Genomic DNA, 13,669 nt, shown 5'->3' on the forward strand with positions numbered 1-13,669 from the left:
TGCGGTCTGATGCTCTCTCCCCCGACCCCTCTCCCACGTGGAGAGGGCGCAAAGACAAAAAAACCTTCCCGAAGGAAGGTTTTTGCAGTTTACCTAGTCCTGACTGGCGCTCTCAATCGTCAAACGCACATCGGAAGTGATCAGCTCCGCCAGCATCTGGTAAACCTTCATGGTTTCCGCCGGCTCGGCATCGCCGGAATCACTGATAAAGCCTTCGTCACGCAGCGTCAGCACCAGGGTGCTGAATACAGCTTTGTCGAAGAACTCTGGCGCGTTGATGCCGTGCAGAACGGAGAGACGCTGTGCCACGGTGCGGCTTTCTTTCTCCAGCGTACTGCGGTTGATTGACGGGTTCGCGCTCAGCAGCCAGAAGGTGATGGCGTAGCGTTGCAGCGTCTCGCGCGCACCGGCTGCCAATAATTGCAGCGTGCGGGAGTGAGACGGGTTAATGCTGACCGTGTCATTCTCAACCGTGACCAGCTCCTGACGCTGCATTTCTGCCAGCAACAGGTCGATAACGCCCGCCAGTTCGGCTTTTTCCCAGCGCAGGAACAGCTCGGCTTTCAGCATCGGATACAGCGTCTCGACGTGGCGAACCATCTCTTCGCGTGAGATTTTACGATGCTGAGTGACAATCGCGGCCAGCAAGGACGGGATCATCAGCATATGCGTGATGTTGTTGCGGTAGTAGGTCATCAGCACCGCCTGCTCGCGCGGCAGAATGATGATGTCACCGATGGTGTCTTTCTCCACTTCGAACTTATTCATCTGCAGCGCATGATCGATAAGTTCGCTGGCGCTGAGGGCAGGCACTGTCGAATCCTTCGAGTACGGCACGTTGCGCATCAGTTGCAGATAGCAGTCTAACTGCTGGGCGAGCTGTTCGCGGGTCAGAGAACGCTGACGAGAAGCCAACAGCGCGGTCACACACAGGTTCATGGCGTTAGCCGCGCCTGCGTTGTTGATGCGCACCATCAGGTCTTCGGCAATGTTATTCACCGTTGGTGTCAGCCATGCCGGGCGAATTGCTTCAATTGGGTCGATAGACTCGCGCCACTCTGGCACGTGCTGATTGAGGTAGGTCATCAGCGGCATCGGTTCGCCAAAGTTCACGTAGCCCTGGCCGAGATTACGCAGCTTGCTCAGGCCTTTCAGCATCTGAGGCAGGCTCTCTTTCTCTTTGGTCGCGCCTCGCAGTTCTTTCGCGTAGGTGCCCACTTCCATCACGTGCTCGTAGCCGATGTAAATTGGCACCAGCGTGATAGGACGTGTCCCGCCGCGCAGCATCGCCTGAATGGTCATCGACAGCGTGCCGGTTTTCGGGTCGAGCAGGCGACCAGTACGGGAACGGCCACCTTCCACGAAGTACTCAACGGAGTAACCACGGCTGAACAGTTCGCCGAGGTATTCGCGGAACACGGTGGAATAGAGCTTATTGCCCTTGAAGGTACGACGAATAAAGAACGCGCCGAGGCGGCGGAAAATCGGGCCAGCTGGCCAGAAGTTCAGGTTGATACCCGCGGCGATGTGCGGTGGCACCAGGCCTTGATGGTAGAGCACGTAAGAGAGCAGCAGATAGTCCATGTGACTGCGGTGGCAAGGCACATAGACAATCTCATGGCCGTCGTGGGCCAACTGGCGAACTCGCTCGGCGTTGTTAACGTTAATCCCCTGATAGAGGCGGTTCCAGGTAAAGCCCAGAACGCGGTCTGTCAGGCGGATCATCTCGTAAGAAAAGTTAGCCGCAATCTCTTCCATCAGCGCAATGGCGTTCTGCTGCGCTTTTTCGTGGGAGATTTTCTTGCTGCGCGCTTCATCTTCAACGGCGCGGGCAATCGCTTTGGACGCCAGCAGCTTGTTGAACAAATCCTGACGCGCAGGCAGGCGCGGGCCTACGGCCGCCAGACGCTGACGGGCGAAGTGCGTACGCGCCACACGAGCCAGCTTCTGCGCGATAATTTTGTCAGTGCCGTGTTCGGTCGCCATGCGGCGCAGTGACACGGACGGCGAGAAACGCACGAAGCTGTCGCGACCAAGCCAGGTGACGGCGAAGAACTTCTGGAAGCCGTTCATCATACGCAGTGGCGGGTTAACTTCGCCTTTTTCGCGCCCCGGAGAACGCCCAAACATCACCGAAACCGGCACCATCTGCACGTCGAGATCCGGGTTGCTGCGATGCAGGTCCAGATAGTTGTGGAACAGCTTGATGGATTCTTCTTTCGGCGTGTAATAAGTGAACGCGCGCGGCCCGCCGTGAATGAACACGTAACGCGGCAGCTCGGTTCCGTCGATCACCAGCGGCTCCAGCGGATCCGGGAGATCGTGCGCCAGACATTGGGCGCGTAACGTCAGCAGATCTGCCTTCGAGTTATAGGGCAGAACGTACATAATTGGGCGTGAGGTATCGAGTCCAAGTTCCTGGGCAGGATTTGCCGGAATGGACTTGCTTTTTACCAGCACGCTTAATGGTAAATTCAGTAATTTGTAGTAAATTCGTGGCCAGCCAGACATAAACGATGTAAAGCCTCTGGTTAATCATGCAAATGCGTCGCAAGGATAACAGAAAGTAAGCAGAATATCTGTTCTACCACTTACGGCGCGCAGTGACATTGACGCTAATAAATAAAAAGGTTCTTTTGATGGCCAATAATACCACCGGGTTAACCCGAATCATCAAGGCGACAGGCTACTCCTGGAAAGGGTTCCGCGCGGCGTGGAAGAACGAAGCCGCCTTCCGTCAGGAGGGTACCGCCGCCGTGATCGCCGTCATTATCGCCTGCTGGCTGGACGTGGATGCCATCACCCGCGTCCTGCTGATTGGCTCGGTGCTTCTGGTGATGATAGTGGAAATTCTCAACAGTGCGATTGAAGCAGTGGTCGACCGTATCGGGCCGGAGCATCACGAGCTGTCAGGGCGCGCGAAGGACATGGGTTCTGCCGCGGTCACGCTGGCTATCATTATCGCCGTCTTCACCTGGGCACTGCTGCTGTGGTCGCATTTTCGATAGACGCCACATAATTACGCAACCGTCTGGTTTTTTGTGCGTTTTGCGGTTCCAAAATCGCCATCAACTGTATATACTCACAGCATAACTGTATATACACCCAGGGGGCGGAATGAAAGCGTTAACGACCAGGCAGCAAGAGGTGTTTGATCTCATCAGGGATCACATCAGCCAGACGGGCATGCCACCGACGCGTGCGGAAATTGCACAGCGCCTGGGATTTAAGTCCCCTAATGCGGCTGAAGAGCACCTGAAAGCGCTGGCGCGTAAAGGCGTGCTTGAGATTGTCTCCGGGGCTTCTCGCGGCATTCGTCTTCTGGTTGAAGAAGAAGCGGGCATCCCACTGATTGGCCGCGTGGCTGCCGGTGAGCCGCTGCTGGCACAGCAACATATTGAAGGCCATTATCAGGTTGATCCAGGCATGTTCAAGCCAAGCGCAGATTTCCTGCTGCGCGTCAGCGGCATGTCGATGCGCGATATCGGTATTCTTGATGGCGACCTGCTGGCAGTGCATAAAACTCAGGATGTGCGTAACGGCCAGGTGGTTGTCGCGCGCATCGACGATGAAGTGACGGTCAAACGCCTGAAAAAACAGGGCAGCACCGTTGAGCTTCTGCCTGAAAACAGTGAATTCTCCCCGATCGTGGTCGACCTGCGCGAACAGAACTTCTCGATTGAAGGTCTGGCGGTTGGCGTGATCCGCAACGGCGAATGGCTATAATCATCCTTTAGCCTTCTGCTTCGTGTTTTGAGTGGCGCAATTCTGGCGCCACTTCGTTTTACCTTTCCACTCTGACAGGTTTTCCGATGTCGCTATTCACTGCTGCGGACAAGGCATTGTGGCGTCTTGCGCTGCCGATGATTTTCTCCAATATCACTGTCCCTTTACTGGGGCTGGTGGATACGGCGGTGATTGGGCATCTGGATAGTCCTGTGTATCTGGGCGGTGTCGCTGTGGGGTCTATGGCGACCAGCTTCCTCTTCATGTTGCTGCTTTTCCTGCGAATGAGCACCACCGGCCTGACGGCTCAGGCTTATGGCGCGAAAGATCCACAGCGGCTGGCGCGTGCTTTGGTACAACCGTTGTTGCTGGCGTTGGGCGCAGGGATAGCCATTGTCCTGCTTCGTACGCCGCTTATCGAGTTGGCGCTGCATATTGTCGGCGGCAGTGATGCGGTGCTGGAACAGGCAAGGCGCTTCCTTGAGATCCGCTGGCTCAGCGCGCCGGCTTCTCTGGCAAACCTGGTCTTACTGGGCTGGCTGCTTGGTGTGCAGTATGCTCGCGCACCGGTCATTTTGCTGGTGGTGGGGAATGTGCTGAACATCGCGCTCGATTTGTGGCTGGTGATGGGTCTGCACATGAACGTGCAAGGCGCGGCACTGGCAACCGCATGTTCGGAATATGTCACTTTCTTCATTGGCTTGCTGATGGTTCGGCGGGTCCTGCATCTGCGAGGCATTTCATTAGCGCTGTTGAAAGAGGCCTGGCGCGGCAATGTTCGTCGTCTGTTGGCACTCAACCGGGACATCATGCTGCGTTCGCTGCTACTGCAACTCTGCTTTGGCGCTCTGACTGTGTTTGGCGCGCGTTTGGGTAGCGACATTGTCGCGGTCAACGCCGTGTTGATGACCATGCTGACGTTCACCGCCTACGCGCTGGATGGTTTTGCTTATGCGGTTGAAGCCCATTCCGGGCAAGCATATGGCGCGAGAGATGACAGCCAACTGCTGCACGTCTGGAAAGCGGCGTGCCGACAATCCGGCTTAGTGGCACTGGCATTTGCCATGATTTATGCCGTCGGCGGGGAGCACATTGTGGCGATGCTGACCTCACTGCCACAGCTGCGTGAGCTGGCCGATCGCTATGTTATCTGGCAGGTGATTCTGCCGGTGATTGGCGTCTGGTGTTATTTGCTGGATGGCATGTTTATCGGTGCGACACGAGGGGCTGAAATGCGTAACAGCATGGCTGTCGCCGCCGCTGGCTTTGCTCTGACACTGTTAACCGTGCCGCTGTTTGGCAACCACGGATTGTGGCTGTCACTCGCGGTGTTTCTTGCGCTGCGCGGGCTCTCTCTGGCCTGGATTTGGCGACGTCACTGGCAACACGGAACCTGGTTTTCGTAGGGGGTTCGTTTCCCGCTATGGTTAAAGATTCTGAATAATTCCTGAAAGCCAATATCCTTACCTATACTCATTATCACGTCCAGCAGAAAACGATGCTTACAGGACGACGTTACTTCACTCTGCTTCACCGAACGATGAGGAAAGGATCATGAATAAAGACGAAGTCGGCGGTAACTGGAAACAGCTCAAAGGTAAAGTGAAAGAGAAATGGGGTAAGCTCACCGATGATGACTTTACCGTTATCGAAGGTAAGCGCGATCAGCTGGTAGGTAAAATCCAGGAGCGTTACGGATACGCGAAGGACCAGGCTGAGAAAGAGGTTAAAGACTGGGAAACCCGCAACGATTATCGCTGGTAACCCACTGCTCTACCCGTAGGTACAAGGAAGTACAACCCTCAGGGCGGCTTAGGCCGCCCGCTACTGTTCAGACAAAGAAAGGAAAAAGCGTGGTTTTTCCTTTCTTTGTGGAAAGCGGCCGAAAATCAATAAACCGATTTTCCTTAGTTTTATTCGGCTGCCTATGACAGCTCTCAATCGTATTAGGGTCTGTTATCTGTCTGTGGGCGGCTTAGGCCGCCCGCTACTATTTCTGGCCCGGCTTTCTTTTGATTTGAATGGTATGGTCGTGCCCGCAGCAATCCTGTGTTGCACAGGCTTCCACTTCAACACACTCCGCACACAAACCATGGGCTTCAAGCACATTATGGCGCAGCGCAAATCCCATCCTCGCAGCCAGCTTATGCATGATGTCTTCCAAGCCATCGGCAACTTCTTCTTTTACCACCCCACAACGGTCACAAATAAACATCGCAGAACTGTGTGAAGGGTGATCAATCAGATGACACAACACATAGCTGTTGGTGGATTCAACCTTGTGGACAAAACCCTGTTCGAGTAAAAACTCCAGTGCCCGATAAACGGTCGGTGGTTTCGCCTGTGGCTCACTGACTTTCAGCAGATCGAGTAAATCATAAGCGCTGATTGCGCCCTGTTGAAGCGTCATCAGGCGCAGCACTTCCAGACGCTGCGGGGTCAGACGCACGCCGCGCTGAGCGCAAAGCCTTTCGGCATGCGTGAGCATATCCTGGGGAGTGGTCTTGTCCATCGGCGTCCTCGAATCAGCTAAAAAGTAAACCGCTACTTTATCATGTTATGGCACAAACGCCGATAACCTGCCGGGTGTGTGCTATACATGACGCAAGACAACAGGGAAAAAATCCCGGGGGAAAGATGAAACGACCCGACTGCATTCGACACTGGCGTGACCTGGAAGAGCCAGATAACTCAACCTATCCCGACAGCCCTGAGCTGTTTGCCATCGGTGCGCCCCTGGCGCGTAAGCTTGGGCTGCGTCATTTAGGCATTCACCACGAACGCCTTCCGCCGGGTAGACGCACGTCTTACCCGCATGCCGAAAGCGATGAAGAAGAGTTTATTTATGTGCTTGAGGGCAACCCGCAGGCATGGATAAACGGCTATCTCTGGCAACTGGAACCGGGCGACAGCGTTGGCTTTCCTGCCGGGACGGGCGTCTGCCACACTTTTATCAATAATACTGAGGAAGAGGTGTGTCTGCTGGTCGTTGGCGAAGCCAATAAAAAGCACAATCGCATCTACTATCCGCTGAATCAGGAGTATGCCGCGACCCGCCAGGACCGCTGGGTCGACCATCCGCCGCAGTTTTTTGGCCCGCATGACGGTAAACCCTCGCGAAAATAACAATCTCATCTATAAATATTGAGGGGCGTCACATATTCCTACGATAACACGACGCCCCTTAACGCAAATCGCCCTAACAGGCTGCTTTTTACATCGTTATTCACAGCAATAGTTCGCCCCTTTTCAGCCGATAACTGAACAGGGATAAACGTTCACCTGCAAATAACGAGTCTATCGTGAAAAAAAATATCAAATATTCTGTGGTGTCTGCGGCAGTTTCGCTTTTTATGGCAAATCAGGCGGGGGCTGCGAATACGTGGTCTGAAGCAAGAAGTGATGCGATGGGGGGAACCGGGGTTGCGTCAGCCAGTTATGGCAGCGCAGTGTTGATTAACCCGGCGCTATTGGCAAAATCCAAACCTGACGATGATGTCTCTGTCGTTATTCCGTCGGTTGGCGGGCAGATTACCGACAAAGACAACCTTCGCGATCAAATTGACGATATCAGCAACGATATCGACCACTACAAGAGCGTGCTGGATAACATCACGCCGACGGATATTCTGATCAATCCCGGCGACACGTTAAATCAGTTCCAAAGCGCCGCAGGCGATTTAGCCGGGCAACTGGAAGATTTACGCGGCAAAACTGCGCGTGCGAATGCCGGTGCTGGTATTGCCGTCAGCGTGCCGACCTCCGCCGTTTCACTGGCGTTTGTCACCAAGGCCTATGCGCATGCCCGTGTCAGTTCCAGTATCGATCAGAGCGATATCGACTATCTGCGTAATATTCAGAATTCCGATCCTTTTGCTGCATCACAGGCGGCTAACGCGCTGATTAACGGCAGCGATTCGCTGACCAATAATCTCAATTCCACCGCATCCGGTAAGGCCGCCATTGTTTCCGATTACGGCATCGCAATCGCCCGTAAATTTGATATCGGCGGCGTGCCGGTTTCCTTTGGGGTCACGCCGAAACTGCAGCAAACCTGGCTCTATAACTACACGACGTCCATTGATGATTATCACAGTGATGACTGGAAGAAGAGCAAATATCGCAATGACGATACTGGCTTTAACGTGGATGCAGGGATTGCAGCAGACTTTGGCGAAAACTGGACAGTGGGTTTAAGCGGACAAAACCTGATGTCGCGTGATATCGACACCAAAGATGTTCGTATCACCAACAATTCAACCGGCGTGACCACCAACTACAAAGACACCTACCAAATTCGCCCACTGGTGACAGCCGGCGTGGCGTGGCACACCGACCTGGTGACGCTGAGTGCGGACGGCGACCTGACGGAAACCAAAGGATTTAAGAGCGAAGATAATTCCCAGTACGTTGGCGTCGGGGCAGAAGTGACGCCGCTGAGTTGGCTTGCGGTGCGTGCGGGTTATCGCGCAGACGTGAAAGGCAATGACAGCAACGTCTTCACCGCAGGTGTTGGTTTCGCGCCGCTGAACACAGTTCACGTCGATCTGATGGGGCTGTACGGCGAAGATCAAACCTGGGGCGCGGGTGTGCAACTGGGTCTGACCTTCTGATGTGTTGCCGGGCGGCACGTGTGCTTGCCCGGCCTACATGAACTTTCGCACTGCTTACCTGGCCCGCTCTGCCTTTGTAGGCTCGTGCCAGCGTAGCGCCGCCGGGCAATTCCTCTGCGCTTCCTTTGTGCTATAGTAGCGCCCCCTTTTAACCGGACGCTCAAACTTTCACCATGCTGCCAGAAACACAATCCCCCGCTTTTCCTGCATACCGCTTCTCCATCGCACCGATGCTCGACTGGACGGACAGGCATTGTCGTTACTTCCTGCGCCTGCTTTCGCGTCACACGCTGCTGTACACCGAAATGGTGACCACCGGGGCGATTATTCATGGCAAAGGCGATTATCTGGCGTACAGCAAGGAAGAGCATCCGTTGGCTTTACAGCTCGGCGGGAGCGATCCGGCGGCGTTAGCCCATTGTGCGAAGCTGGCTGAAGAGCGCGGGTATGATGAAATCAACCTGAATGTTGGCTGCCCGTCAGACCGTGTGCAAAACGGCATGTTCGGTGCTTGCCTGATGGGCAATGCACAACTGGTGGCAGACTGCGTGAAAGCGATGCGCGACGTGGTCTCCATTCCGGTCACCGTCAAAACGCGTATTGGCATTGACGATCAGGACAGCTACGAATTCCTCTGCGATTTCATCAATACCGTTTCCGGCAACGGCGAATGTGAGATGTTTATCATCCACGCGCGCAAAGCCTGGCTTTCTGGCCTGAGCCCGAAAGAAAACCGCGAAATTCCGCCACTCGACTACCCGCGTGTTTATCAGCTCAAGCGTGATTTCCCGCATCTGACGATGTCCATCAACGGCGGCATTAAGTCTTTGGCCGAAGCCAAAGAGCACCTGCAGCACATGGATGGCGTGATGGTCGGGCGCGAGGCGTATCAAAACCCTGGCATTCTGGCGACCGTTGACCGTGAAATCTTTGGCGTTGAAGGCGCGGATGTTGATCCTGTCGCCGTCGTCCGCGCGATGTATCCGTACATTGAGCGCGAGCTGAGTCGTGGCACCTATCTGGGCCACGTCACGCGTCATATGTTGGGCCTGTTCCAGGGGATTCCGGGCGCGCGCCAGTGGCGTCGCTACCTCAGTGAAAACGCTCACAAAGCGGGTGCCGATATCGACGTGCTGGAGCAAGCACTGCAGTTAGTGGCGAATAAGCGTTAAATACTCGCTAATAGTTAGTCAAATTGACCACGCCTCGCAACAGCTTGCGGGGCGTTTTTGTTTTAATTCAATAAGTTAGTTTTGGCATGTTTTTTGTATTGGTTAACCCAGTTGCGTTATCTTGAGGGACATAGCCATGTTTGAACTGTTATTTATCATTGGATTTTTCGTCATGCTGCTGGTGACTGGCGTGTCTGTGCTGGGCATTCTGGCGGCGATTGTGGTGGCTACCGTGCTGATGTTCTTCGGTGGCCTGATAGCGCTGATGATCAAATTGCTGCCGTGGCTGCTGCTGGCGGTCGCCGTGGTGTGGATCATCAGGGCGGTGAAAGCGCCAAAAGTGCCGCAGTATCGCCGCGACGATCGGTGGCGTTATTAAGGGTTTGCGGAGTTCGTCACAACCTGGAAAGGCCAGCATAGGCAGCGCGTCATAACTCTGTCATGCTTACCAGACTAACGAATTCATCGCGCTGTACCCTACATACAGCGAACGATAAAAAAACAGGGCTTCCTTCGGGAAGCCCTAATAATTTGTACCGATCCGCACTCTTAAGGGATCAGCAAGCTAGACCCTTCTGTCGCCCGGCTCTCCAGAATCTGATGCGCTCGCTGCGCATCCTTCAACGGATATTTCTGCGCATCGGCCACATCCACTTTGATAACGCCGCTGGCTATCAGCGAAAACAGTTCATTGCTTGCTTCGGCCAGTTCTTCCCGGTTAGTGATGTAACCCTGAAGAGAAGGGCGGGTCACGAACAGTGACCCTTTCTGGTTCAGGATCCCCAGATTCACGCCCGTCACCGCGCCAGACGAATTGCCAAAACTTACCATCAGGCCACGGCGCTGCAAGCAATCGAGCGAGGCTTCCCAGGTGTCTTTGCCGACCGAGTCATACACCACCCGCAGCTTTTTACCGTTGGTTATCTCTTTCACTCGCTCAACCAGATTTTCTTCCCGGTAATTAATGATCTGCCAGGCTCCGGCCTGTAACGCGCGTTGTGCCTTCTGTGCTGAGCCAACAGTCCCAATCAGCTGTGCGCCCAAAGCTTTCGCCCACTGGCAGGCGATAAGCCCCACACCCCCGGCCGCTGCATGAAACAGGAACGGTTCATTCGGTTTGATTTCATGCGTTTTGCGCAGCAGATAGAACACCGTCAGCCCTTTCAGGAAAGAAGCCGCGGCTTGTTCATAAGAGATTGCTGAGGGGAGGATAGCGGCTTTATCAGCGGGCACGTTGTGCACAGTACTGTAAGCCCCAAGAGCCGATTGTGCGTAGACCACGCGGTCGCCCGCTTTGATGTGTTTTACGCCGCTGCCGACTTTACTGACCACCCCTGCCGCTTCGGTACCAAGACCGCTCGGTAGCGCGGGCGGTGGGTAAAGGCCGCTGCGAATGTAAGTATCTATATAGTTGATTCCGATGGCTTTGTTTTCCACCTGAATCTCGTTCTCTTTGGGGTCGGTTGGGGTAAATTCTGCGGGCTTAAGTACCTCAGGCCCACCGTGCTGATGAAACTCAATTCGCGTTGCCATGCTATCCTCCAGATATCGTTTAGGAGCATCAGATATGATAATCTTACGGCCCACTCTTTAACCCGGTAACTCCATTCACTATGGCAGGAAATAAACCCTTCAACAAACAACAGACTGAACCCCGCGAGCGCGATCCACAGGTCGCAGGGTTGAAAGTACCGCCGCACTCGATTGAAGCGGAACAGTCGGTGTTGGGCGGTTTAATGCTGGATAACCAGCGCTGGGACGACGTTGCCGAACGCGTCGTAGCGGAAGATTTTTACACCCGTCCGCATCGCCATATTTTCACCGAAATGGCGAAGTTGCAGGAAACCGGCAGCCCGATTGACCTGATTACGCTCGCGGAATCGCTGGAGCGGGAAGGGCAACTGGACAGCGTCGGCGGGTTTGCCTATCTGGCAGAACTGTCTAAAAACACGCCAAGTGCGGCGAACATCAGCGCTTATGCAGACATCGTGCGTGAACGTGCCGTTGTTCGTGAGATGATCTCTGTGGCGAATGAAATCGCCGAAGCCGGTTTTGACCCACAAGGGCGCACCAGTGAAGACTTGTTGGATCTCGCTGAGTCCCGTGTTTTCAAAATCGCGGAAAGCCGCTCCAATAAAGACGAAGGCCCGAAAAATATCGCCGATGTGCTGGATGCCACCGTTGCGCGTATCGAACAGCTGTTTCAGCAACCGCACGATGGTGTCACTGGGGTCAACACGGGCTATGACGATCTGAATAAAAAGACTGCCGGTTTGCAGCCGTCGGACCTGATCATCGTCGCGGCTCGTCCGTCGATGGGTAAAACCACGTTTGCAATGAACCTCGTCGAAAATGCGGCGATGTTGCAGGATAAGCCCGTGCTTATCTTCAGTCTCGAGATGCCCTCCGAACAGATTATGATGCGTTCTCTTGCCTCATTGTCGCGCGTCGACCAGACCCGTATTCGTACTGGTCAGCTTGACGATGAAGACTGGGCACGTATCTCCGGCACCATGGGCATCTTGCTCGAAAAACGAAACATCTACATTGATGACTCTTCCGGCCTGACGCCGACAGAAGTGCGTTCCCGCGCGCGCCGTATTGCCCGAGAACACGGCGGCATCGGGCTTATCATGATCGACTACCTGCAATTAATGCGTGTGCCGTCGCTGTCAGACAACCGTACCCTTGAAATTGCTGAAATTTCTCGCTCCCTCAAGGCGTTGGCGAAAGAGCTGCATGTACCGGTGGTGGCGCTGTCGCAGCTTAACCGCTCTCTGGAACAGCGTGCGGATAAACGCCCGGTGAACTCGGATCTGCGTGAATCCGGCTCCATCGAGCAGGATGCCGACTTGATCATGTTTATCTATCGTGACGAGGTTTATCACGAAAACAGCGATCTGAAGGGGATTGCCGAGATTATCCTGGGTAAACAGCGTAACGGCCCCATCGGCACAGTACGTCTGACTTTTAACGGACAATGGTCGCGTTTCGATAACTACGCAGGCCCACAATACGACGACGAATAAATCCTCGGCTGAGGATCTTCATTTTTAAGGCAAGGAATTCAAATGCAAGCGGCAACTGTAGTCATTAACCGCCGCGCTCTGCGACACAATCTGCAACGCCTGCGTGAACTGGCGCCCGCCAGTAAGCTCGTTGCGGTCGTGAAAGCGAACGCCTACGGACACGGTCTTCTGGAGACTGCGCGAACGCTCCCCGACGCCGATGCTTTTGGCGTCGCCCGCCTGGAAGAGGCTGTGCGCCTGCGAGAAGGCGGCATTCGCCAGCCTGTGCTCCTGCTGGAAGGTTTTTTCAATGCCAGCGATCTGCCACTGATTTCCGCTCAGGGTTTTCAAACGGCTGTCCACAATCCTGAACAGCTTGAAGCGCTGGAGCAGGCTGATTTGCCTGAACCTATCACGGTCTGGATGAAACTCGACACCGGCATGCACCGTCTGGGCGTTCGACCGGAAGAGGCCACGGCGTTTTATCAGCGCCTGAGTCAGTGCAAAAATGTACGCCAGCCGGTGAACGTGGTCAGCCATTTTGCGCGTGCAGATGAGCCTGAGTGTGGCGCGACCGAACAGCAGCTCGACATTTTCACCACCTTTACCGAAGACAAGCTGGGCCAGCGTTCCATTGCCGCTTCCGGCGGTATTCTGCTGTTCCCGCAGTCGCATTTCGACTGGGTTCGTCCGGGCATCATTCTCTACGGCGTATCGCCGCTGGAAGGCAAGCCGTGGGGCGAGGATTTTGGCTTCAAACCAGTGATGTCTCTGACTTCCAGCCTGATCGCAGTACGCGAACATAAAGCAGGTGAACCCGTCGGTTATGGTGGAACCTGGACCAGTGAACGCGATACGCGTCTCGGCGTAGTGGCGATGGGCTATGGCGACGGATATCCACGCGCGGCACCAACAGGCACGCCAGTGCTGGTCAACGGACGTGAAGTGCCGATTGTTGGCCGTGTGGCGATGGACATGATTTGCGTCGATCTGGGGCCAGAAGCACAAGAGAAAGCAGGTGATAGCGTCGTGCTATGGGGCGAAGGCCTGCCGGTTGAACGTATCGCTGAAATCACGAAAGTAAGTGCTTACGAACTTATCACGCGCCTGACATCACGGGTGGCGATGCAGTATCTGGACAAGTAACGTT

The 13,669-nt window shown here is 54.8% G+C and carries 13 protein-coding genes; 10 read left to right on the forward strand and 3 right to left on the reverse strand.

Annotated elements, in window-relative coordinates; genetic code table 11:
• Positions 1 to 93: 93 nt before the first annotated feature.
• Entirely contained in the window at positions 94 to 2,511 is a 2,418-nt protein-coding gene (plsB, locus tag ACI2I2_RS17305) for a glycerol-3-phosphate 1-O-acyltransferase PlsB (RefSeq protein ID WP_404659008.1), read from the reverse strand.
• Positions 2,512 to 2,639: 128 nt separating this feature from the next.
• Between plsB and ACI2I2_RS17310 the strand changes: the two genes are divergently transcribed.
• The 4 genes from ACI2I2_RS17310 to ACI2I2_RS17325 all read left to right on the forward strand — a co-directional run bounded on the left by ACI2I2_RS17310 (position 2,640) and on the right by ACI2I2_RS17325 (position 5,490).
• Positions 2,640 to 3,008, forward strand: coding sequence for a diacylglycerol kinase (locus ACI2I2_RS17310; RefSeq protein ID WP_404659009.1), 369 nt, complete (start codon positions 2,640 to 2,642; stop codon positions 3,006 to 3,008).
• 109 nt (positions 3,009 to 3,117) lie between these two features.
• Positions 3,118 to 3,726, forward strand: coding sequence for a transcriptional repressor LexA (gene lexA / locus ACI2I2_RS17315; RefSeq protein WP_330983818.1), 609 nt, complete (start codon positions 3,118 to 3,120; stop codon positions 3,724 to 3,726).
• An 86-nt stretch (positions 3,727 to 3,812) separates the two neighbouring features.
• Entirely contained in the window at positions 3,813 to 5,132 is a 1,320-nt protein-coding gene (dinF, locus tag ACI2I2_RS17320) for an MATE family efflux transporter DinF (protein ID WP_404659010.1), read from the forward strand.
• A gap of 148 nt (positions 5,133 to 5,280) precedes the next feature.
• The gene (locus tag ACI2I2_RS17325; RefSeq protein ID WP_404659011.1) at positions 5,281 to 5,490 is read left to right on the forward strand and encodes a CsbD family protein; all 210 of its coding nucleotides are present in this window, start codon (positions 5,281 to 5,283) and stop codon (positions 5,488 to 5,490) included.
• A 226-nt stretch (positions 5,491 to 5,716) separates the two neighbouring features.
• Here the strand turns inward: ACI2I2_RS17325 and zur are convergent, their stop codons facing one another.
• Entirely contained in the window at positions 5,717 to 6,238 is a 522-nt protein-coding gene (gene zur, locus ACI2I2_RS17330) for a zinc uptake transcriptional repressor Zur (RefSeq protein ID WP_404659012.1), read from the reverse strand.
• A gap of 125 nt (positions 6,239 to 6,363) precedes the next feature.
• On the opposite strand from zur, the gene ACI2I2_RS17335 reads away from it, so the two are divergent.
• The 4 genes from ACI2I2_RS17335 to pspG all read left to right on the forward strand — a co-directional run bounded on the left by ACI2I2_RS17335 (position 6,364) and on the right by pspG (position 9,890).
• The gene (locus tag ACI2I2_RS17335; protein WP_404659013.1) at positions 6,364 to 6,852 is read left to right on the forward strand and encodes a cupin domain-containing protein; all 489 of its coding nucleotides are present in this window, start codon (positions 6,364 to 6,366) and stop codon (positions 6,850 to 6,852) included.
• 176 nt (positions 6,853 to 7,028) lie between these two features.
• Positions 7,029 to 8,339 (forward strand): conjugal transfer protein TraF, encoded by a 1,311-nt coding sequence (traF, locus tag ACI2I2_RS17340; RefSeq protein ID WP_404659014.1) that lies wholly within the window; start codon positions 7,029 to 7,031, stop codon positions 8,337 to 8,339.
• 173 nt (positions 8,340 to 8,512) lie between these two features.
• Positions 8,513 to 9,511 (forward strand): tRNA dihydrouridine(20/20a) synthase DusA, encoded by a 999-nt coding sequence (gene dusA, locus ACI2I2_RS17345; protein ID WP_404659015.1) that lies wholly within the window; start codon positions 8,513 to 8,515, stop codon positions 9,509 to 9,511.
• Positions 9,512 to 9,647: 136 nt separating this feature from the next.
• Positions 9,648 to 9,890: an envelope stress response protein PspG gene (gene pspG / locus ACI2I2_RS17350; RefSeq protein WP_330983767.1), complete on the forward strand. Its 243-nt coding sequence runs from the start codon at positions 9,648 to 9,650 to the stop codon at positions 9,888 to 9,890.
• Positions 9,891 to 10,060: 170 nt separating this feature from the next.
• Here pspG and ACI2I2_RS17355 read toward each other — a convergent pair whose 3' ends face one another.
• The gene (locus tag ACI2I2_RS17355) at positions 10,061 to 11,044 is read right to left on the reverse strand and encodes a quinone oxidoreductase (RefSeq protein WP_404659016.1); all 984 of its coding nucleotides are present in this window, start codon (positions 11,042 to 11,044) and stop codon (positions 10,061 to 10,063) included.
• A gap of 80 nt (positions 11,045 to 11,124) precedes the next feature.
• On the opposite strand from ACI2I2_RS17355, the gene dnaB reads away from it, so the two are divergent.
• Entirely contained in the window at positions 11,125 to 12,540 is a 1,416-nt protein-coding gene (gene dnaB, locus ACI2I2_RS17360; RefSeq protein ID WP_404659017.1) for a replicative DNA helicase, read from the forward strand.
• Positions 12,541 to 12,582: 42 nt separating this feature from the next.
• Positions 12,583 to 13,665, forward strand: a complete 1,083-nt coding sequence (alr, locus tag ACI2I2_RS17365; protein WP_404659018.1) for an alanine racemase — start codon at positions 12,583 to 12,585, stop codon at positions 13,663 to 13,665.
• Positions 13,666 to 13,669 lie beyond the last annotated feature (4 nt).

It is taken from the genome of Scandinavium sp. NPDC088450, assembly GCF_044900545.1.
Classification (GTDB): Bacteria; Pseudomonadota; Gammaproteobacteria; order Enterobacterales; family Enterobacteriaceae; genus Scandinavium.